The following is a 21,213-nucleotide window of genomic DNA, read 5'->3' on the forward strand; positions in this document are numbered from 1 at the left end:
GTCGCCGAAAGTGACAGTTAAAACTGTTTCAAATGAAACCCTAGCCCCGCCACCGGTGTCTGGTTAGGATGACAGCCCGCGGTGCGCATGCCGCGGCAAGGAAGACGATCAAATTCAGCAAGTAGTGACAGAAATACCATGACCACGCAGCAGTTCGACGACTTAAATGTCCTCTCCCAAGAAGTCCTCATCACCCCGCAGGCACTGAAAGCGGAACTGCCCGTCAGCGATGCCGCCGAAACCACGGTAGCCGCCGGCCGCGCCGCAGTACGCAATATTCTCGACCGCAAAGACCACCGCTTGATGGTCGTTATCGGTCCCTGCTCCGTTCACGATGTCGACGCCGCCATGGATTATGCTCACCGCCTGAAGGCGGTAGCAGACCAGGTTTCCGACACCCTGCTGATCGTCATGCGCGTGTATTTTGAAAAGCCCCGCACTACCGTGGGCTGGAAAGGCCTGATCAACGACCCGCACCTGGACGACTCGTTCAAGATCGAGGAAGGTCTGCACATCGGCCGCAAACTGCTGCTGGATATCTCCGAACTGGGCCTGCCAACCTCCACCGAGGCGCTGGACCCCATTTCTCCGCAGTACCTGCAGGACCTGATCTCCTGGTCCGCCATCGGTGCGCGCACCACCGAATCCCAGACCCACCGCGAAATGGCCAGCGGCCTCTCCTCCGCCGTGGGCTTTAAGAACGGCACCGACGGCAGCCTGGAAGTGGCCATCAACGCCCTCCAGTCTACCGCCAACCCGCACCGCTTCCTCGGTATCAACAAGGAAGGCCAGGTGGCCATCATCCACACTGCCGGCAACAAGTACGGCCACGTGGTACTGCGCGGCGGCAACGACAAGCCGAACTACGACTCCGTCAGCGTTGCGGTGTGTGAAAAAGAACTGGAGAAAGCCGGCCTCGTCCCCAACATCATGGTTGACTGCAGCCACGCCAACTCCAACAAAAACCACGAGCTGCAGCCGCTGGTCGTCGACAACGTCACCCACCAGATCCTGGATGGCAACAAGTCCATCATCGGCATTATGGTCGAGAGCAACATCAAGGCCGGCAACCAGAAGATCAATGCCGACCGCAGCAAGATGGAATACGGCGTGTCCGTAACCGATAAATGCATCGATTGGGAAACTACCGAATCCCTGCTGCTGAACATGGCCGAGCAACTGCGCAGAACTTTGAAAACGCGCAACGGCTGACACCAGCCCTGCCAGTCCCATTGAAAAAGCCGGCATCGCCGGCTTTTTTGTAGGTAAAATTCGCGCTTCAACTGCGGTTAAAGCAGACGAGCACAACGAGGTAATGCCCATGGACAACAACGCAACATTCACCCGAGTCGAAGACAGCGGCAACGTGTGGCTGGCTCAAACCACCGCGCAAGACTTTGAGCTGACCGATCACGGTATCACCCCAACCGTACTCGACAGCGAGGCGGAAGTCGGCCAGGCCATGTTGAACGAACTGTTCGAAACCGCCAAAGCGAAAGACGGCGATATCAATATCGCCCTGCTCGGTGGCCGCGGGGCCCAGGCCCTGCACCGGCTGCTGGGAGAACTGGCAAAATCCTCGGACCACGATGCACTGCTCGGCCGCCTGAACGTATTCACCCAGGACGCCCTCGCACCCATGGGTATGGGCAACTGCTTTAGCTTCGTGCGGGATTTCGAGCGCATCCTGGGCCCGGATTTTTTCCTAAAGATCAAAAGCTTTACCCCAATGCAGACGGATACCGCCGACCTGGAAGCCGGGCTGATCGCGTACCTGAACAAGCTGGAAGCGCTGGGCGGCCTGGATATCTTCTTCATCGGCCACGGCCCGGAAGCCAACCAGGCCTCCCACCTCGCCTACATCAAGCCCTTCTCCGGTGCCAAGAGCAACCATGTGGCCGGGGTAATCCCGATTTCCAGCAGCATCCTCGAGCACCATATCAGCAAGTTCAAAGCAGGCGGCAGCGCGGTCAATGAACAGGATGAAGCCGAATGCTGCGCAGCCCAGTCCATCCTCACCTTGGGTCCTGCGGCGATATTGCAGGCCAAAAAAGTTGTGCAATCCGTAGTCGATGCCGATACCGCACCGGCCAAGGTGCAGACCTATGCGAACGTGCTGAACACGCGCTTGAGCTCAATCAGAGAGGAAGCCTTGCAGCAATTGAATGCGAACCCGGGGTTGTGGATCAGGCTGCACCCTAATACCAAGTCTTTTGTGCTGCCGAATTTGGGACTGTGAAAATTACGGAATGTGGTATTTATTCCACATAAGGGCTAATTGAAATTTGAGCAAACTCATCAAATTTCACACAAATTAAAAGGGTCGGCATTGCCGGCCCTTTTTTATTTCCCATTAAACAGAATAAACGCACTTACAAGCTGACACCGAATACCAAACGAGGCTATAAATACAGCGGAAAACCGATCCCCCTGACCACGATCTCGCGCGAATCTAATGGGAAGGGAAATTTTGACGGAAAAACAATCAGTCATGCCAAACGCAAACTGGGGAGATATAAGGCATGGCGACCACTTTGCAGAGCAAACGCAAGTGGCGCAGGTCCATGATCGCCCGACCGCTATGGGCTTAAGCCAAATTCGACCAGTGTTCTACAGAATGATAGTGATCGTGAGAAGTTCAATCAAAAACAGCACTATGTAGCTTTTATATTTTAATCAACCCTAGGAGTAGATAAATGAAGAAAACAATAAATATTGTAGCGGTGTTGTGTGTTTCTATTCTAACTGGCTGTGCTGGTACGAACTTCAAAAGGCTGACAAATGATCAATTAAGCTATGGAATTGATACCAGTGAGATTATCAGGCAAAAGCTTGGCAAGCCTTACAGCGAAGGTGTCATTACTAAAAACGATAAACAATTTAAAACAATGTCATATGCATATGCAAGCGCGGGCGGCGACGCAGCTCAAGAGGGTGTGACAGCAGCGAGAAGCCAAGGTTTATATTTTTATGAAAATAAACTGGTCGGTGATGAATTTACTAGCTCTTGGGCAGTGGATTCAACGGATTTTGATGAATCAAAAATATCTCAGATAAAAAAAGGTAGCACAACCATCAGTGAGGTGGAATCACTATTAGGAGCTCCTAGCGGGCAATATTTATACCCACTCGTAACTAACGAAAATGAAAAAGCAAAAATCTATATGTACAGTCAAACTAAGGGTTCTGCATTTAATCTTAAATTTTACCAAAAGCTATTAGTTTTAAGTTATGACGCGTCGGGTGTTGTTACAAATATTGAGTACACCGAACAGGGAAGCAAGGAAAAAATATAATTAGGCCGGGAAGTTTACTCCAGACCTTCGACCCTCCGCGGGACACTTAACCTTGAGCGCGTTTTTTTGCAGGTCGATACACTCCCAATTTCGCGCAAAACGCGCACAAGGTAAGCTGCCCCTGCCGGCAGCGTTAAGCTAATAAGGAGAATTCAGTGAGACTTTTTCTTTTAATAATTTTCTTATTAAGTGCTGTGCCGACCGCAATGGCTGGCGATGCTCTACCTGAGTCTATTCTGAAAGAAAAGACTGAAGCATTCATGCGGGCAAAAAACGCGAGGCAACAGCCCGGTACAACAGAGAAAGATATTGACCATTTTATTTCATTTTTGGCTGACCAATTCGTAGATGAACATGTGAAGTTTGAGGTCACTGTTACAGATAACGACGAACTCCGGAAAGGCATGACCCTCAAATTGAAAGACAAAGTATTCTTTTCAAATATCAAAATTGAGGAAATGATGTTTGGGAAAAACGTCGTTTTTGTAAAATATACTGAGCATGCGAAGGTCAAGCCCAGTCATATGGACAAGGTGGTTGAATATACTAGCACCAATATCATGTCGCTGGAGTTTAATAAAGACGGGCTCATTAAACACATTCGAAGGCATCACGGCTAGATTCGGGCTTAACCAGGCGAAGCATTTCGCTCCGGCCTTACGCAACTCTACCGGACAGCTTGCCTTTTCGCCCACCGGAAGTTCTAGAAGCGGCGCTCCGTGGGCATAGAACCATAAAATAGGATGTTTTGAAATGAAAAGACGATATTTACTATTTTTCACACTACTAACGCTTAGTGTTCACATCAACGCAAAGGAGCTTGATGGTTCACAACCGCCATCACTAGAAGACTATAAGATTGGTGAGAAATGGGTATGGAAATACAAGGGTGTAACAACCTCAGGTGAGGTGCGAGCTGAAGGCAAGGACACGAAAAAAATAGTGAGCCACAATGGCGTGCTCAGCATGGCAACTCAGCATGCGGTAATTCCCGTAGCAGATATTGTCAAACCAGTGGAAAGTAAAACCGCTCGGTACAATTGGCCATTGCAGGTCGGCAAAAAATGGAAATTTGAGGAAAGATGGACGAGCGAGGACGGGACTAAAGGAGCAACCATACAAGATGCTGAAGTCTTATCCTTCAAGGAAGAAACTGTTGAGGCTGGTACATTCATGGCTTACACCATTAGGTATAACGGTACGATATCAAACTCAAGAGGATATAGCGCTGACACTGAAGATATTCGCGTATATGCCGCCAGATTAAAGACGTTTATTAAACTTACACAGTTACAAGGTGACTATTCATACACAGAAGAACTCATTGAATATGCACCCGAATAGAGTCTAAAAAATTTTCAAAATGACATTTTTTACATAGACGTTATTTATCATCAGAAATAGGAAATAATGAGTGTCTGCCATAGAAATTCGACAAGCAACCATTGAAGATTCGGCCCTGATTCTCAGGTTTGTCACAGAACTTGCTATCTATGAGAAAGCAGAACATGAAGTGTTGGCTACAGAACCTGATATTAGAGAATCGCTATTCGGACCTGATTCGACTACCTATGCGGTTATTTGCAATATAGATAACAAACCGGTTGGTTTTGCCGTTTACTTTTTTAACTACTCTACTTGGCTCGGCAAGCATGGTCTCTACCTGGAGGATTTATATGTTTCCCCAGAATACAGAGGCGCTGGTGCAGGCAAGGCTCTTTTGAAACACTTGGCAAAAATAGCTGTATCCAGGAACTGCGGTCGCTTCGAATGGAGTGTTCTTGACTGGAATGAACCCGCAATACGATTCTATCAATCCATTGGCGCAAAATCTCAGGACGAATGGGTAGGTTACCGCTTAGCTGGAAACGCCCTGGAAGAGTTTGCAAATTGCTAGAAACATATAACAAAGCCGCCAACTAACAGCCCAGCTATGCTGGGTTTGTGCCCTTCTCCCACCTTGGGTCTTGTGCACAGCGAATACCTTCAGCCTAAATCTGTCTCGCGGAAGGAATCCCCGCAAAAATACTATCCGATATCCAACTCTGGATATTGCGCGTGAGCGCTGATGGCCCCACCAGTTTCATGCGGTTGTCCGCGATGGCCTCGCGGTAGCTCTCATCCCCCATCCAGCAATTCACCATGGTGCGCAGGTCTGTGGTCAGGTACACATCGACTTCCTGCCCGGGGTCTTCCAGGCAGATATCCACGTTGCTGCCTTTCACCATCAGCCACCAGCTGTTGAGCTTGTCCAGATCAGTGAAGCGGAACTGGATGACGGACTGATCACCCGGCAACATGTCGGTCTTGATGCTGCGCTGCAGGTACAGCATCAGCAGTTCTACATCCAGATCGCTATCGCGGATGTCGCCGCGGGCCCAGCGCATGCCCCACTCCCCCACCAGCTGCAGCATCGGCAGCGTTTCCTTGCCGGCCTGGGTCAGGAAGTATTCATTGCCCCGCTGCCCGGGGATTTTTTTGCGCAGGATAAGCTCTGCGTCGGCGAGTTCTTTGAGGCGCTTGGTGAGGATGGTGGGGGAAATTAGCGGCAGGCCGCGCTGCATTTCGCTGAATCGCGTGCCGCCCATATGCAGTTCACGCAGGATCAGCATTGTCCAGCGCTCCCCAAGCAGATCCATCGCTTTGGCTATTGGGCAGAATTGACCGTATTCCATGGTTCTCTCCGTTGCAGCAGGCTTTGTACAAAGTAGTTGGTAATTTGTAGTTGGTTACTACGGAAAACGTAGTTGGATGCTACATCCCGCAAAGCATCCCAAACAGGCCGGCCTCAGTAATCTACTCCCATCAGAGCACGGTGTTCTGATTACTTATCAAACACGGATTTAGGAGAACTATCATGCCGTTGATTACTGTAAACCTGATCGAAAACGTCTTCAGCCAGGAAGAGAAAGCCGAAATCATCACCCGCCTGACCGACACCATGGTCGCCATCGAGGGCGAGCACATGCGTTCGGTCACCTGGGTAAAGATTGAAGAAGTGCCGGAAGGCCTGTGGGGTATCGGGGGTATGGCACTGACCGCCCCGATGGTGCACAAGCTGCAACGGGATGGCGCACTGTAAGCCATTCTGGCCACAGGAACGCCGGCCCCCGCCGGCTTTCCTGACTCCGTACCAACCACCCTCCTCTTCCCTGCTCGCCCGCCCTGTACGTCTTGCGATAAACCGAACGCCAAACTGCGAACCACCCGACATTTCAGGCGCCGTTCTACAACCTTGGTCTAGTGGCCGTCATCTGGCCCGCGCATAAGCTGAGAGGGCAAACGTCGTCTGCGCGATTTGCTTGCTGCCTAGCGCTTATATCGTTTGTGCAGTCAAACATAATTCAAATAATGAAGGTACTAGCGATGAACGATAAACGACCGCCCCACAAGGGCGTGCTTAGCCTATTCCTGTTATTTCTATCCGGGCTGTTTGCCACTGCTGCAAGCGCGGGCAGCTGGCAGCAGAGCCAGTCCATCGGCGGTTTCAGCTCCGTGCATGTGTATACCCCGGACTCGGTATCACCCATCGGCAGCGGCAAGGCGCTGATGATCGTGTTGCACGGCTGCTCCCAGCCCACCAGCAATTACCTCACCGCCAATCTGGAAGATGCGGCGGAGCAGTACGGCATGGTGATCGCGGTGCCGGATGCCATGAACAAGGCCGGCTATAGCTGCTGGTCCTACTGGCAGGGCACCAAGTCGCGTACCGCCGGCGACTACAAGAACCTGATTACCCTGGCCAACACCATGAGCGGCGACGCCAGCCGCAATATCGACCCGGACCAGGTGTATATCGCCGGCCTGTCTTCCGGTGCGGCCTTTGCCAACACCACCGCCTGCCTGGCACCGGACGTGTTTGCGGGTATGGGTGTGGCCGCTGGCCCCAGCATCGGCACCAGTTCCAACGGTGCCCTCGGTCCGTGTGAATCCGCGGATGTGGCCACGCGCTGCAACACCTATGCGGGCAGCTACAAAAGCCACTTCGCCACCCAGATCGCGTCCATCGCCCAGGGTGATGCGGATACCACGGTGAACCAGTGCTACAACGCACAGAACTCCGACGGTATGGCCGGGGTTTACGGCGTAACCAAGCTCTCCGGCACCAACACCATTAGCGAGGGCAGCACCCGCACCGCGGACGAAACCCTGTGGCAGGACGGCCGCGTTTCCATGCTGTGGCTGAACGATGTGCCCCACGCCTGGTCCGGCGGTGAAGGCGCCTCCGGCAGTTACATTTCCGCGAAGAGCATCAACTACGCCTCCTACCTCGGCCAGTACTTCGCCGCCAACAACAAGCGCGTCGACCGCAACAGCGGGCCGGCTATCTCCAATCTTGCCGCCAGCGAAAGCAGCAGCCTGCTGACCATCAGCGGCAATGCGGTGGATGCCGAGGGCAGCGTGGCCGCTGTAGCCATCACCATCAGCAATATCGACAGCGGCACTCCGGTAGTGGTGGAAACCCTGAACCTGGCCTCGGTGGATTCCACGGGCTTCTTCAGCGCGACCAGTTCGACTCTTGCCGATGGTCTGTATCAGGTGAGCGCGGTGGCCACCGACAATGAAGGCGCGGAAGGCGATGCAGCCAGCGTCACCACCCGCGTTGGCCCGGAGCCGGCGGCGACCGCGCCGGTACTGAGCGATACCGCGGCCAGTGTCAGTGGCCAGTGCGCCACCGTGACTGGCACCGTGGTGGATGCGAACCAGAACCTGGCATCCGTGGTGGTGGGGTTTGCCAGCGGCAATGTAACCGCAAGCATTGCCGGTAACGGCTACTCCGCCCAGGGCTGCAATCTACCGGGTGGAGAAAACACCGCAACCATTACCGCCACCGACGACACCCAGCTCGCGAGCCAGGCCAGCGTCACCTTCACTATCGATGCCGGCCAGACCGGTGATTACAACTTCCATATCAGCGCCGGCCATATCACCTGGGGCGTGGGCTACTCGGCCTGCTACCTGGCATTCGGCACCAGCCAGTTCACCATGCGCGAGTATCCGTCTGGCAGCGACTGCAAGTGGATTGCCGATGGCGACAGCAGCTGTGCCGGCCCGGTTCAGGCCTGCGCCACCAGCAGTGGCGGCGGCGAGCAGCCCACCGACACCGATGGCGACGGCGCGGAAGACGCGCTGGATAACTGCCCGAATACGGCCAATGCGAGCCAGGCAGACAACGATGGCGACGGTATCGGCAATGCGTGCGACAGCACCCCGGACGGTGAGCCGGTGGACAGCGATAGCGACGGCGTGAACGACAGCGTCGACAACTGCCCTAATACCGCCAACGCGGGTCAGGAAGACAACGATGGCGATGGCATCGGCAACGCCTGTGACAGCACCCCAGACGGTGATGTGACTTGTACCGAGTACACCGCCAACAACTACAGCCACGTGCAGGCCGGCCGCGCCACCACCAACGGCAGCTACGCCTACGCCGTCGGCTCCGGTGATAACCTGGGTCTGTACAACCTGTTCGTGACCAGCACACTGGCGGAAACTGCCGCTGGTTACTATGTGAAGGGCAATTGTCCCTGATCCGATTGCAATCGCCCTGTTTAAAAGGGCAGTAAAACGGAAAAGGAACTAGGCAGTTGGCCGCCCAACTCCTCGCGTTATGCGGGGGGTTCGGCGGCCAATTTCATGAATGGATAACCCAAAATACGGGAAAGTAATGCGCTCTATTGTCGAGCACTGCGGGCTAACAGACGTTCCCCCCACAATTTTTCAGGCTCCTTCCTCGACTGGCCGAGAAACAGCAAGCGCAACAGATTGAAGCCGCCCAGAACCATTTCTACGACGATCGGCCCTGCGATCCCCATCACCATGGAAGTCACGAATACGATATTGGTATCCTCAACGCCCAGTTGGTAAAGCAGGATGCGCGTGGCAGCGGTAAAAAACACGTGGAACAGGTAAATCGAGTAAGAGTAACCGCCGATGGTCGCCGAGACGTTTACTCTCAAACTGGAGTAATACAGCGCAAGGCATGAAATAGCCCCAAGCAGCAGTCCCATATCGGTGCGACCCGCACCATCCAACTTTCCAGAAATATGTAACGCGGTAAATGCCCCTAGCGCCATCAGGCACAGCACTGCACTTAACACCTTTGCCTGGGCAGCGCCCCATTTAAAGCGACTCACGCCCATCCCTAAAAGGAAGAAGGGAAATAAATAAATGGCTCCAGAAATGGAAAAATACTGGGTATCAATATCTGAAAAATACAGCAGGATCGCGCCGGACAGGACGACAAAAAAACGACCAGCCCGGTCAAATGCGCCCAGTTTTTCCAGCGGAACCATAACCATAAAAATCAGGAATTGCGCGCTGAGAAACCAGTAGTGAGCCACCGGAATAATATGCAGGGTAAACCAGTTCCCTATATCCCCATTTGCCCCGGGGGTTAAGGATTTCAGGATGGCAAAGAGGGTTCCCACCACGAGCATCGGAATGAGCAGCCGCCGGGACTTGCCCTGCAGGAAGTTGATAAATCCCTCGCGGAAGGGACGGTACGCATAAACGACCCCAGACAGGAAGGTAAACAAGGGCATGCGGACATAAGCCAGCAGATCACTCAGCTCACGATAGATGCCGCTGTCTATCCCGAGGCCATTGGTGGCGCCCGTCCCTACCACATGGTAGGCGACCAGAAAAACGCAGGCCAAGCCCCGCAAGGTATCGATATGGCTATCACGCTGCATCGCATTAACTTCCTTGTTGATGCCAAAAACTGAGCCTAACCCAGCCGTCATGCCTTTATTCCGAGCGTATTGCCGCCACGCGATCCCCCTCTCCCAAGGAGATTGACTGAGGCAAACATGGCCATAGAACAAGCAAAATGATCGCTAATTGATCAAGATCAATTCATGTTAGCGGCTTTTCGGACGAGCGCCATTTTACGGACGGCTCCGGTGACAACTTTGGCCTGTACGCGGGCATGGAAGGCATGAAAAGATGGCAACAATGCAAAAAAAGCTAATTTCGTACCATCAATGCTGCCGGCAAGGACACCCGATGCTCAAATTTCTGCTCTGGCTCATTCTTTTCGTATTCTGCTGGCCGCTCGCACTGCTGGCGCTGCTGATCTGGCCTCTCGTGTGGCTGCTGTCGCTGCCGTTTCGTCTTATTGGCATCACCTTCGAGGCGCTGTTTGCCTTCCTGCGTGCGGTACTTATGCTGCCAGCGCGCTTACTGGGCCATAACCCAGCAGCGTGAAATGCCTCTCGTGAACCTGGCCGGTGCAAACCGGTATCCTCGCAAGATTTTCTTGCAGGTCACAGGGCTCATAAAAAATTAAGGCGACATTCGACGAAATTTTAAGCCGTGTCTGATTTCGGCAATATCAATAAACCCACTTTTTGGGAGAATTCTTGTGCGATTGATATCAATACTCATTGGCCTGGCAATCATCGCGTTTATGGTCAATAAGCAGCTGAACACAACCTCGGTCCCAACAGATACCGAAGTCGATGTCGGTGGTGGAAACAATGACACCCCGAAAGTACCGACGTCCCCTGAAGGGGTGAAGCAGTTTGAAGCTGATATGGACAAGTTTATGCAGGACACCGAGGCGCAAAGAAACAAGAAGCTCGAAGAGACTTTGAGCGAATAGCGGACGTGTAGCCGGCATTATCGCAACCCCAATTCACGCCGTGGCTCAATAAAGCACTGCGACTTGGATGCAGAGAAAATACCAATGAAACCATTCGGCAGTTGCCACTGCGGAAACATCCGCCTGGAGGTCGCCACACTCCCCACGGAAGCCACCAGCTGCAACTGCTCCCTGTGCCGGCGGTATATGGGGTTGTGGGCCTACTACGAACCCGGTGAAGTCGCCATCCACTACCAGAACCGCATCAAGAGCTTCTACATCTGGGGCGACCGGGATATCGAACATCACCGCTGCCACAATTGCGGTTGCGTGACGCACTACATCACCACGGAAAAATGCCCGGTGAAACGCGTTGCGGTGAATGCGCGCATGGCGAACCCGGAGCTGCTGGCGAGGTTGAAAATCCGGCATGTGGATGGCGCATCGTTCTAGGCTGGTTCAAAATTCCAGCCAGCATGAATAAGGAGATAATTTGATGTCCGACGCACAACTCACCCAGATCGTCTGCCCCTCCTGCACGACCCCGAACCGTGTTCCGCAACAGCGACTGGGCGATCGCCCCCTGTGCGGCAAGTGTCGCGCGCCACTGATCGGCGGCCACCCGATCAACGGCACCGAAGCTAATTTCCGCCGCTTTATCGACAAGAGCGACCTGCCGGTGGTGGTGGATTTCTGGGCCACCTGGTGCGGTCCCTGCCAGCAGTTCGCTCCGGTGTTCAGCCAGGTTGCCGGTGAAATGGCGACCCAGGCGGTGTTTGTGAAACTGGATACAGAGGCCAACCAGCAGACGTCCGGCGCCTTCCAGATTCGCTCTATTCCTACCCTGATGATTTTCCATCGTGGCCGCGAAATTGCGCGCATGTCGGGCGCCCTGCCCAAGCCGCAGTTTGTGCAGTGGGTAAGCCAGCAGCTGGCATCCATTCCGGGCTGACGCAGGGCGGTTGAGCGCGACGGGATGGATTTGAGGCCGCATTCGAAACGCCCGTTTGCGATTCGCGTTCTCGCCTCTTAGACTTTTGGTGTATCGCTCGACGCGGTACACCAAGTATCAACAGACAGCCAGCATCGACTGGTTTCACTTTGTACGATTATCTTGCCAGCCTGCTCGAGGATCTCGACGGCATCCAGCAACACCCCAAGTACCACCCGGAGGGTGACGCCCTCTTCCATTCACTCCAGGTTTTCCAGCTCGCGCGCCAGGCCACCGACGATCCGGTGATATGGGCCGCGGCACTGTTTCACGATGTGGGTAAAGCCGTCGATAGTCCGCGCCACGCGGAACTCGGGGCGGAGATGCTCACCGGTGTGCTTAACCCGCGTATTGTGTGGCTGGTGGAACACCACCTGGACCTGATGCAGTTCCCGCATCGTACACGCAATAAATACGCCGGGCAGAATCGGCTGCAGCAGCTGCAACTGTTGCGCCGCGTGGATGTGGGCGGCCGCGACCCCATGGCGAGTGTCATGGATTTACAGGACGCCATCCAGCTGTTGAAACCCCACCACGCACTGATCGCGGCCTGAAGCCGCCCAGTCCTTATGAATAAACAGGAAAGAATCCGTCACCTGATCACCCGGGAGGCCGCACGTTTGATGTACGAGGAAGGCGTCGGCCAGTATTTCGATGCCAAACGCATGGCGGCGAAGCGCCTCATCGGCAAGCAGTACCGGTTCCACCCAAAGTACCTGCCCTCCAATGGCGAAATCTCGGACGCCCTGTACGAACTCAGCCAACTCAAAGATCCCGCCACCCATGAGGAGCGCCTGTACCACATGCGCTGTCGTGCGCTGGAAGTAATGGAACAGTTGGCGCCCTTCTCCCCGAGACTGATTGGCTCGGTGAGCACCGGACGCATCCGCGAGGGCAGCGATATCGACCTGCACGTGTTCACCGATGAAATCGAGGAACTGGAGCACTACCTCGATACCCTAGGCTGGCGCCACGAACGCAAGACCACCACCATCAACGTGAACGGGCGCTTTGTGGAGCACCAGCACATTTACCTGAATTTCGATTATCCGGTGGAGCTTTCGGTGTACCCGCTGCGCGAACTGCGTGTGGTCGGGCGCTCCAGTACCGATCACAAACCGATCCGGCGCCTCTCCGCCGCCAAACTTCAGCAATTGATCACCGATGAGCACTGGTCGCTGCATATCAAATCCGGTTAGGGGTTGAGGGTCTCGCCCCTCGCCAATCCGGCCTTGTTCCGTTACATTGCGCCGCTCTGGTTGCCACGCAGCATCCGAACCCTCATGCAGTAAGGAATCCCGATGCACCCACCCTCTTCCACCACCGCGGTTGCCGCGGCAGGTGCGCCCACGCATTCCCGGCTCGCAGAATTTGCCCTGGCCCTGGGTGGCTTTGGTATCGGGACCGGCGAGTTCGTGATCATGGGGCTGATGAACCGGGTGGCGACCGACCTTGGGGTCAGCGCACCGGAGGTGGGTTACGCCATCAGCAGCTATGCCCTCGGCGTGGTGGTGGGAGCCCCGATCATTGCCCTGCTGGCGGCGCGGGCGCCGCGGCGGGCGATGCTGATTACGCTGATGCTGGTGTTTGCCGTGGGCAATATTGCCAGTGCCGTCGCGCCGGGCTTCTGGTCGTTCATCGGCCTGCGCTTTATGGCCGGCCTGCCCCACGGTGCCTATTTCGGTGTGGCCTCACTGGTGGCTGCCGCGGCGGTGCCACCCAACCAAAGGGCGCGCGCGGTGGCGCGAGTGATGTCGGGACTCACGGTGGCAATTCTGGTCGGTGCGCCACTGGCCACCTGGGCCGGCAATTTGTTCGGCTGGCAAATAGCGTTTGCGGGCGTGGGTGTCGTTGCCCTGCTTACGGCGCTGATGGTATGGCGCTGTGTACCTGTGCAGCCAGAAGACCCGGACGCGAGCCCGGCGCGGGAGCTGTCTGCGCTGGTCAAACACCGGGTGCTGTTTACGCTGGGAATCGCCGCCATCGGCTTTGGCGGTATGTTCTCGGTGTTCAGCTATGTGATGCCGACGCTGACCCTGCAGGCGGGCATGGCCGAATCTCTCGGGCCGGTTGTACTGGTGCTATTCGGTCTCGGTGCCATCGCCGGCAACCTGCTCGGCGCACGGGTGGCAGACTGGAATGTACTGCGTGCTTTCCCGCTGATTCTGGGCTGGTGTGCCCTGGTGCAGGCGGGATTCTATTTCGCGGCAAATTACGTGTGGCCGGGCATTATTTTTGTCGGCCTGGTCGGCACCGCCATGGCGCTGGGACCTGCCATCCAGACTCGCCTGATGGACGTGGCCGAGGGCGGCCAGACGATGGCGGCTTCACTCAATCACGCGGCGTTCAACCTGGCCAATGCCCTCGGCGCCTGGCTCGCGGGGATAGCGATCAACGCGGGATTTGGCTGGTCGATCACCGGCCCGGTAGGTGCGGTGCTGGCCGTTAGCGGAATACTGGTATTTTATGCCGGGCGCTTGCTGGAGAAGCGCGGTGCCTCAGGGGAAGCCATGCCGAGCCCCGTATGACTGGGGACGGATTGCTGAGCTTGGCGAGCATCACTACGCTTTTCCCAAAGGCTCAGTAAATCAGACACCCAAGGATCCGGGTATGAAAGCGCCGGAGAAGAAAGACAGCGACAGCAAGTGGTCCCAGCGGGTCACCGAAACCAGCGATGCCCTGGACCTGGAAGGTGGTGTATTCACGCTTCATGACCCCAGAGAAATTGCGCTGTCCCTGAAAAAATCGGCGGAACAGAGCCACAGGCGCAAGGCAGAGCCTTTCCGGTCAGCGATGTCGATGCTCACCTTCTACATCAACCGTGCGGGGGACAACCTTCCCGAGGAAAGAAAAAAGGTTCTGGAACAGGCGAAGGATGAATTGCGGGTTTTATTCGGCCGCCCCAGAAAACCCAGCCCCCAGCAAAAATAACCCACCAGAAATAACCCACCCGCATCTCCACTACTGCAGGCTCCGGTTAGCGGCCCTTTTGCGCATGCGCCTTGATCATTTGGGTAATCTGCTTTGCCAGGTCGTTCGGTATCGGGAAATGTAAATTGTACTGGGCGATTTTCCACTCCCCGTTTTCCCTGACCAGCACACCGCTGCCGCGGCACTCGCCGTAAGCTTCGTTATCCAGCAGTTCATCAAACCATGCCACATCGCCGTGAACCACGATCGTGCGATCTCTCGGCACATAGGTCCAACCCTTGCCCTGGCTGAAATAGGGTTTCACAAATTCCTTGAAGGTATCGACGGTCCAGCGCTCGCTGGCGTCGGTGCCAATAAACACGCCGTCTTTGCTGAAGAGATCGAAGTACGCGTCGAAATCCGCATTGGCGGCGGCCTTGTGGAAGTCGTCCAGTTGCGTGGCTATAGCGGCCTCCTGGTTCCCGGTCGGATATTTGGCTTGCAGGAAACCCTGCGGCCGGTCGCTATGGCCACTGTAGCCCTCGCCATGCGCCGAAGTTACGTCGGACGACGACCGCTCCGGCTTGCCGCTGGAATCCGCCATACAAGTGGCGGCGAGCAGCCAGCTAAATATCAGATACAAGCAGCGGGACGCTGAATTGACTGGGGTATTTATCACGATATATCCCTCTGTTTATTGGTATTGGAGATTAGGGGCTTAGTGTGCCACGGCTGGGGGACAAATTTTGGATTAAGCACCTTATCGCGCAAATTTTCCTAGCCCATTTGCCATATCACACATCGATAAACGGATTTTCTGTCGGGTCAATTATTTCCACCAAAGTCTAATCGATGAATTCCGGGCACTGGGTTAGAGTCGGCAGCAACCGGCAGAATAAATGGAAAGACTCCCCATGCACCGTGATCCCCGGCAGCCGGAAATCCTGGCAGTGGCCGATTTTCTAGAAGCCTGCGTGCCGTTCAATCTGCTACCCGAAGATACCCTCCAGGCGGCAGCCCGGCAGATCGAAGTGGCTTATTTGCGCCGGGGCAGCCGGATCACTGCCGAGGACGACTATGCCCTGCGCATCCTGCGCAGCGGCGCGGTGGAAATCCGCAGCAGCCAGGGCCAGTTGCTGGACAAGCTGGAACAGGGAGACAGCTTCAATATTCACGGCCTGGACGTCGGCGATGAAGGCGTCAGCGCATTGGTGATCGAAGACGGCCTGCTCTACCAGTTGCCTCGGGTCCACTACGAGGCGTTGCGGGACCAGTTCCGGAACTTTGACCGCCATTTCCATTCCCAGCGCAGCCGGCGCCTGCGTCGCGCCGCCCGCTATCAACCCGACACCAACATAATGATGCTGCCGATCGCCTCCCTGATCAGCCGCAATCCGCTGGCACTAGCGCCTACCGCCACCCTGCAGCACACTGCCCAGGCCATGTCGGAACTGCGGGTGTCGTCGGTGCTGATCATGGAGGGGGAACGCCTTCTGGGCATCGTCACCGACCGCGACCTGCGCACCCGGGCGCTGGCGCAGGGTCTGGCGAGCGACACGCCCATTGGCGACATCATGACCCCGGACCCGCTGCCAATCGACCACGGAGCCACCCTCTTCGACGCCATTCTGCAGATGACCCAAAGCGGTGTGCACCACCTGCCGGTACTGCACAACCAGAGAGTGGTTGGCATCATCACCTCGTCGGATCTGATGCTCGCCCGGCGCGACGACCCGGTGTATCTGGTGCAGCATATTTCCCGCCAGCAGGATACCGCGGGTATGAAGGCCATCCTGGATGCCCTGCCCGTGCTGCTCGCGGAAGTGGTGAAGGGCGGCATGCGCGCCCACCAGGTGAGCCATGTGCTCACTGCCATTAGTGACGCGGTCACCCATCGCCTGATTCAACTCGCCATCGCCGAGATTGGCCCGCCGCCGGTGCCCTTCTGCTGGCTGGGTTTCGGTTCCCAGGCCCGCGACGAACAGTTGCTGGGTGCCGACCAGGACAATGGCCTGCTGATCGACGACCGCGCCAGTGACGAGGATATGGCCTGGTTTGCGCAACTGGCTGAGCGGGTATGTGATGGTCTCAATGCCTGCGGCTACGTGTATTGTCCCGGCAAGGTGATGGCGACCACCCGCGAGTGGCGGCAGCGCCTGCGGGACTGGCGCAATGCCGTGGACAACTGGACCCGCACACCGACACCACACGCCGTTTTGCGGGTGAGTATTTTCTTCGATCTGCGTGCCGTGTACGGTGATGCATCGCTGTGTGAGCAATTGCAGCGACACATGTTGCAACGCACGCAAACCGACACGATTTTTCTGGCGGCCCTGGCGGCCAACGTGCTGGAACAGACGCCACCGCTGGGTATCTTTCGCCGCTTTCTGGTGGAGCGGAATGGCGAACACCGGGACGAATTCAACCTGAAAAAACGCGGCGTCATGCCGATTGTGGAGCTGGTGCGTATCAAAGCCCTGGCCCACGGCATCCGTGCGGTGAACACCCGCGATCGCATCGGACAGTTACTGGCGGAAAAAATCGTCACCACCAGCGACGGCCGAAATCTGCTGGATGCCTTCGATTACATCCAGCAATTGCGTATCCAGAATCACAGCCAGCAGATTGCCCGGGGTGAACAGCCGAGCAACTACTGCAACCCGAAAGATCTGCCGGATCTGGCGCGCAAGCATCTGCGCGATGCCTTCACCGTGGTGCACGATTCCCAGGAAGCCCTGCAGCAAACCTATCGACGCGGATTGTGAGCGATGCTGTGGCTGCGTCTCAAACGTTGGTTTTGGCGGCGCAAGGCCAGTGAACCCCTGCTGCAGGCATTGCTGCGGCAATCACTGGCCTTCACCCGCCTGCCGTTTGCGCGCCAGCGTTTTCTGGTACTTGACCTGGAGACCACCGCGCTCAATCCGCGCCAGGGGGAAATCGTCAGCATCGGCTGGGTGGTGATTGAAAGCGGCCGAATTCTCCTGAATCAGTCGCGTTTGTTTCACCTCACGCCAGAGCATGGCGTGGGTCAGAGTGCCATATTCCATCAGCTTACCGACAGCGAGCTGCAAGCCGGTGAACATTTTGCAGCGGTGGCGCCCCATCTACTGGCGGCGGCCATCAACAGCACACTGGTATTCCACAACGCCACTCTGGATATGGGGTTTCTCAACCACTATCTGCGCCGCCAGTATGGTGCGCCGCTGTTGGCTCCGGTGCAGGACACGCTGCAACTGGAATACCGGCGCCAACTTAGGCGAAAACACGCCTTGCAACCCGGTGAACTGAGACTGGGCGCCTGCCGCGAGCGATATGGGCTGCCGGAACTGGCGGCCCACGATGCGCTCACCGACGCGCTGGCTACCGCGGAACTGTTTCTGGCGATCAATAGCGCGTGATTTTCCAGAAAATTCGATCACGCAGTTACTTGGGCATATATTCTTATTTCGACCTTCAACCCACATAAATATTGCAGAGCTTGGACATGGATAAGAGTCAGGGAAAGATGGGTGGCAAGTGCCCCGTTATGCACGGCGGCGCCACCACCACCGGCATGTCAAATATGGAATGGTGGCCAGAGGCGCTGAACCTCGACATTTTGAGCCAGCACGACAGCAAGACCAATCCACTGGGCGCGGAGTTCAACTATCGCGAAGAACTCAAGAAGCTGGATGTGGATGCACTAAAGAATGACTTACACGCATTAATGACCGATAGCCAGAAGTGGTGGCCAGCGGACTGGGGTCACTATGGCGGCCTGATGATCCGCTTGTCCTGGCATGCCGCGGGCAGCTACCGCATCGCCGACGGCCGCGGCGGCGGTGGCACCGGCAACCAGCGCTTCGCACCGCTCAATTCCTGGCCCGACAACGTCAGCCTCGACAAGGCGCGCCGCCTGCTGTGGCCGATCAAGAAAAAGTACGGCAACAAGATCAGCTGGGCGGACCTGATTGTGCTCGCCGGCACCATCGCCTATGAATCCCTGGGCCTGAAAACCTTTGGCTTCGGCTTTGGGCGCGAGGATATCTGGGGCCCGGAAAAAGACACCTACTGGGGCTCGGAAAAGGAATGGCTGGCGCCAACTGACAACCCGAACAGCCGCTACTCCGGCGAGCGCGACCTGGAAAACCCGCTGGCGGCGGTGATGATGGGGCTGATCTACGTGAACCCGGAAGGTGTCGACGGCAAGCCCGACCCGCTCAAGACCGCCAAGGATGTGCGCGTGACCTTCGCACGCATGGCGATGAATGACGAGGAAACCGTCGCGCTGACCGCCGGCGGCCACACCATCGGCAAATGCCACGGCAATGGCGACGCGGCGCTGCTGGGCCCCGATCCCGAAGGCGCCGATGTGGAAGAGCAAGGCATGGGCTGGCGCAACCCAACGCGCACCGGTTGTGGCCCCGACGCTATCACCAGTGGTATCGAGGGCGCCTGGACGACCCATCCCACCCAGTGGGACAACGGCTATTTCGAGATGCTGTTCAACCACGAGTGGGAATCGAGAAAGAGCCCCGCCGGTGCCTCCCAGTGGGAGCCGGTGAGCATCAAGGAAGAGGACAAGCCCGTCGATGTGGCAAACCCCTCAATCCGTTACAACCCGATCATGACCGACGCCGACATGGCGATGATCAAGGATCCGATCTATCGCCAGATCTCCGAGCGCTTCCACAAGGATCACGCGCTGCTCTCAGAAACCTTCGCGCGCGCCTGGTTCAAGTTGACCCACCGCGACATGGGACCAAAGGCGCGCTATTTCGGCCCCGACGTACCGAACGAAGACCTGATCTGGCAGGACCCGGTACCTGCAGGCGCCAACGGTTACGACGTCGATGCGGTGAAGGCGAAAATAAAACGTAGCGGACTCAGCAATAGCGAAATGATCACCACCGCCTGGGACAGCGCGCGCACGTTCCGCGGCTCCGATATGCGCGGCGGGGCCAATGGTGCGCGCATTCGCCTGGCGCCACAGAAGGACTGGCCGGGCAATGAACCGGAGCGGCTCGCCAAGGTGCTCAAGGTGCTGGAAGGCATTGCCGCCGAGACTGGTGCCAGCGTGGCCGATGTGATCGTGCTTGCGGGCAATGTCGGTGTCGAGGCCGCCGCCAAGGCCGCGGGCTTCGATATCTCCGTCCCCTTTACCCCTGGGCGCGGCGATGCCACCCAGGAAATGACAGATGTCGATTCCTTCGAACCGCTGGAACCCCTGCACGACGGCTATCGCAACTGGCTCAAGAAAGACTATGCGGTAAAACCCGAAGAGTTGATGCTCGATCGCACCCAGTTGATGGGACTCACCGCCCCCGAAATGACAGCCCTTGTGGGCGGCATGCGGGTGCTGGGCACCAACCATGGCGGCAGCAAACACGGTGTATTTACCAATCGCGAAGGTGCGCTGACCAATGACTTCTTCGTGAATCTGACCGATATGGCCAATGTGTGGAAGCCCGCGGGCGACGGCCTCTATGAAGTGCGCGACCGCAACACCGACGCACTCAAGTGGACCGCGACGAGGCTGGACCTAGTGTTCGGATCGAACTCTATCTTGCGCGCCTACGCCGAGGTCTACGCCCAGGATGACAGCAAGGAGAAGTTCGCCAGGGACTTTGTTGCCGCCTGGACAAAGGTGATGAATGCCGATCGCTTTGACGTGACTTCCGCGTAAAAAAACCGTGTGTGGCACCCGCTAGCGGGTGCCGCGATTTATTCTGCGCGCTCTACCAACCAGACCTTTTCCAGGGCCTCGCAGCGGCCCTTCAATCCCCCCGGCACCTCAACGGCATCAATCAACGTCAGTCGGTAATTGTCGCCGTACAGCTGCGCGACTTCGTCATCGCTCACACAGAAAGGCGGGCCGGGCAACTGCGTCTGATCGTAATCAAACGTGATCAGTAATTGCGGTGCATTGCCGGTCAGATGCTGCAGGTGCTGCGCATATTCCCGGCGCATCGATTCCGGCAGTGCCACCAGCGCGGCCCGGTCATAAATGCCATCGACCTCACTGAGCAGTTCCCGCTGCAGCTGAAAAATATCCCCTGCATAAATATCGATATCCTGGGCGCGGTATCGCTTCAGTTCACCGTGTTCGCTGATTTCCGGCGCAACACTCAGCTGCTCGAACAACTGCTCCACCGCCATTTCAGAAAGCTCGGCGCCGACAACGCGGTACCCCTGCCCCAGCAGCCAGCCGATATCCAGGGTCTTGCCACACAGTGGCAGGAACAGGCGCGCACCCGGCTCTAACCCGAGCTTGGGAAAGTGTTTAACCAGCAGCGGATGCGCCTGCGGATTGTGAAAGCCGATTTCATTGCGCTGCCATTTGTCCAGCCAGAATGATTTTTCCATATCGTCTTACTTGCCTATTAACTGTACCGAATGCGCCCTTAATAACGTGATTGGGCGATAACCATGACGCACCGGCGGGCGAA

The 21,213-nt window shown here is 56.5% G+C and carries 23 protein-coding genes; 19 read left to right on the forward strand and 4 right to left on the reverse strand.

The features are described from left to right. Nucleotides 1-138 precede the first annotated feature (138 nt). The 6 genes from R5R33_RS00930 (at nucleotide 139) to R5R33_RS00955 (ending at nucleotide 5,193) form a co-directional block, all read left to right on the forward strand. Nucleotides 139-1,212, forward strand: a complete 1,074-nt coding sequence (locus tag R5R33_RS00930) for a 3-deoxy-7-phosphoheptulonate synthase (RefSeq protein WP_318954207.1) — start codon at nucleotides 139-141, stop codon at nucleotides 1,210-1,212. Nucleotides 1,213-1,321: 109 nt separating this feature from the next. Continuing rightward, the gene (locus R5R33_RS00935; RefSeq protein ID WP_318954208.1) at nucleotides 1,322-2,239 is read left to right on the forward strand and encodes a hypothetical protein; all 918 of its coding nucleotides are present in this window, start codon (nucleotides 1,322-1,324) and stop codon (nucleotides 2,237-2,239) included. Between the two features lie 457 nt (nucleotides 2,240-2,696). Continuing rightward, the gene (gene bamE, locus R5R33_RS00940; protein ID WP_318954209.1) at nucleotides 2,697-3,296 is read left to right on the forward strand and encodes an outer membrane protein assembly factor BamE domain-containing protein; all 600 of its coding nucleotides are present in this window, start codon (nucleotides 2,697-2,699) and stop codon (nucleotides 3,294-3,296) included. A gap of 155 nt (nucleotides 3,297-3,451) precedes the next feature. Then, nucleotides 3,452-3,916: a hypothetical protein gene (locus tag R5R33_RS00945; protein WP_318954210.1), complete on the forward strand. Its 465-nt coding sequence runs from the start codon at nucleotides 3,452-3,454 to the stop codon at nucleotides 3,914-3,916. A gap of 133 nt (nucleotides 3,917-4,049) precedes the next feature. Further along, nucleotides 4,050-4,640 (forward strand): hypothetical protein, encoded by a 591-nt coding sequence (locus R5R33_RS00950; protein ID WP_318954211.1) that lies wholly within the window; start codon nucleotides 4,050-4,052, stop codon nucleotides 4,638-4,640. Between the two features lie 70 nt (nucleotides 4,641-4,710). Next, on the forward strand, nucleotides 4,711-5,193 hold the full coding sequence (locus R5R33_RS00955) for a GNAT family N-acetyltransferase (protein ID WP_318954212.1): 483 nt from the start codon (nucleotides 4,711-4,713) through the stop codon (nucleotides 5,191-5,193). A gap of 94 nt (nucleotides 5,194-5,287) precedes the next feature. Here the strand turns inward: R5R33_RS00955 and R5R33_RS00960 are convergent, their stop codons facing one another. After that, nucleotides 5,288-5,971: a winged helix-turn-helix transcriptional regulator gene (locus R5R33_RS00960; RefSeq protein WP_318954213.1), complete on the reverse strand. Its 684-nt coding sequence runs from the start codon at nucleotides 5,969-5,971 to the stop codon at nucleotides 5,288-5,290. A gap of 182 nt (nucleotides 5,972-6,153) precedes the next feature. On the opposite strand from R5R33_RS00960, the gene R5R33_RS00965 reads away from it, so the two are divergent. Then, nucleotides 6,154-6,378, forward strand: coding sequence for a tautomerase family protein (locus R5R33_RS00965; protein ID WP_280320786.1), 225 nt, complete (start codon nucleotides 6,154-6,156; stop codon nucleotides 6,376-6,378). Nucleotides 6,379-6,662: 284 nt separating this feature from the next. After that, the gene (locus R5R33_RS00970; protein ID WP_318954214.1) at nucleotides 6,663-8,831 is read left to right on the forward strand and encodes an extracellular catalytic domain type 1 short-chain-length polyhydroxyalkanoate depolymerase; all 2,169 of its coding nucleotides are present in this window, start codon (nucleotides 6,663-6,665) and stop codon (nucleotides 8,829-8,831) included. A gap of 143 nt (nucleotides 8,832-8,974) precedes the next feature. On the opposite strand, the gene R5R33_RS00975 is transcribed toward R5R33_RS00970, so the two are convergent. Further along, nucleotides 8,975-10,045 (reverse strand): acyltransferase family protein, encoded by a 1,071-nt coding sequence (locus R5R33_RS00975; protein ID WP_318954215.1) that lies wholly within the window; start codon nucleotides 10,043-10,045, stop codon nucleotides 8,975-8,977. A gap of 262 nt (nucleotides 10,046-10,307) precedes the next feature. On the opposite strand from R5R33_RS00975, the gene R5R33_RS00980 reads away from it, so the two are divergent. The 8 genes from R5R33_RS00980 to R5R33_RS01015 all read left to right on the forward strand — a co-directional run bounded on the left by R5R33_RS00980 (nucleotide 10,308) and on the right by R5R33_RS01015 (nucleotide 14,806). After that, nucleotides 10,308-10,508 (forward strand): hypothetical protein, encoded by a 201-nt coding sequence (locus R5R33_RS00980; protein ID WP_318954216.1) that lies wholly within the window; start codon nucleotides 10,308-10,310, stop codon nucleotides 10,506-10,508. A gap of 157 nt (nucleotides 10,509-10,665) precedes the next feature. Next, complete coding sequence (locus tag R5R33_RS00985) at nucleotides 10,666-10,905, forward strand: hypothetical protein (protein WP_318954217.1); 240 nt, start codon at nucleotides 10,666-10,668, stop codon at nucleotides 10,903-10,905. 84 nt (nucleotides 10,906-10,989) lie between these two features. Beyond that, nucleotides 10,990-11,337, forward strand: coding sequence for a GFA family protein (locus tag R5R33_RS00990; RefSeq protein ID WP_318954218.1), 348 nt, complete (start codon nucleotides 10,990-10,992; stop codon nucleotides 11,335-11,337). A gap of 43 nt (nucleotides 11,338-11,380) precedes the next feature. Beyond that, the gene (gene trxC, locus R5R33_RS00995; protein ID WP_318954219.1) at nucleotides 11,381-11,836 is read left to right on the forward strand and encodes a thioredoxin TrxC; all 456 of its coding nucleotides are present in this window, start codon (nucleotides 11,381-11,383) and stop codon (nucleotides 11,834-11,836) included. 149 nt (nucleotides 11,837-11,985) lie between these two features. Next, a complete protein-coding gene (locus R5R33_RS01000; protein ID WP_318954220.1) occupies nucleotides 11,986-12,429 on the forward strand; it encodes an HD domain-containing protein in 444 nt (147 codons plus the stop codon). Between the two features lie 15 nt (nucleotides 12,430-12,444). Next, entirely contained in the window at nucleotides 12,445-13,074 is a 630-nt protein-coding gene (locus tag R5R33_RS01005; RefSeq protein ID WP_318954221.1) for a nucleotidyltransferase domain-containing protein, read from the forward strand. 102 nt (nucleotides 13,075-13,176) lie between these two features. Then, a complete protein-coding gene (locus R5R33_RS01010) occupies nucleotides 13,177-14,403 on the forward strand; it encodes an MFS transporter (RefSeq protein ID WP_318954222.1) in 1,227 nt (408 codons plus the stop codon). An 82-nt stretch (nucleotides 14,404-14,485) separates the two neighbouring features. Then, nucleotides 14,486-14,806, forward strand: coding sequence for a DUF3175 domain-containing protein (locus R5R33_RS01015; protein WP_318954223.1), 321 nt, complete (start codon nucleotides 14,486-14,488; stop codon nucleotides 14,804-14,806). 46 nt (nucleotides 14,807-14,852) lie between these two features. Here the strand turns inward: R5R33_RS01015 and R5R33_RS01020 are convergent, their stop codons facing one another. Continuing rightward, nucleotides 14,853-15,428, reverse strand: coding sequence for a nuclear transport factor 2 family protein (locus R5R33_RS01020; RefSeq protein WP_318954224.1), 576 nt, complete (start codon nucleotides 15,426-15,428; stop codon nucleotides 14,853-14,855). 256 nt (nucleotides 15,429-15,684) lie between these two features. On the opposite strand from R5R33_RS01020, the gene R5R33_RS01025 reads away from it, so the two are divergent. The 3 genes from R5R33_RS01025 to katG all read left to right on the forward strand — a co-directional run bounded on the left by R5R33_RS01025 (nucleotide 15,685) and on the right by katG (nucleotide 20,450). Then, nucleotides 15,685-17,550, forward strand: a complete 1,866-nt coding sequence (locus R5R33_RS01025) for a DUF294 nucleotidyltransferase-like domain-containing protein (protein ID WP_318954225.1) — start codon at nucleotides 15,685-15,687, stop codon at nucleotides 17,548-17,550. A 3-nt stretch (nucleotides 17,551-17,553) separates the two neighbouring features. Then, on the forward strand, nucleotides 17,554-18,183 hold the full coding sequence (locus R5R33_RS01030; RefSeq protein ID WP_318954226.1) for a 3'-5' exonuclease: 630 nt from the start codon (nucleotides 17,554-17,556) through the stop codon (nucleotides 18,181-18,183). An 86-nt stretch (nucleotides 18,184-18,269) separates the two neighbouring features. Continuing rightward, the gene (gene katG / locus R5R33_RS01035; RefSeq protein ID WP_318954227.1) at nucleotides 18,270-20,450 is read left to right on the forward strand and encodes a catalase/peroxidase HPI; all 2,181 of its coding nucleotides are present in this window, start codon (nucleotides 18,270-18,272) and stop codon (nucleotides 20,448-20,450) included. Between the two features lie 38 nt (nucleotides 20,451-20,488). Here the strand turns inward: katG and tmpT are convergent, their stop codons facing one another. Beyond that, the gene (gene tmpT / locus R5R33_RS01040; RefSeq protein ID WP_318954228.1) at nucleotides 20,489-21,130 is read right to left on the reverse strand and encodes a thiopurine S-methyltransferase; all 642 of its coding nucleotides are present in this window, start codon (nucleotides 21,128-21,130) and stop codon (nucleotides 20,489-20,491) included. Between the last annotated feature and the right edge of the window lie 83 nt (nucleotides 21,131-21,213).

This window comes from Microbulbifer pacificus, assembly GCF_033723955.1.
Classification (GTDB): Bacteria; Pseudomonadota; Gammaproteobacteria; order Pseudomonadales; family Cellvibrionaceae; genus Microbulbifer; species Microbulbifer pacificus.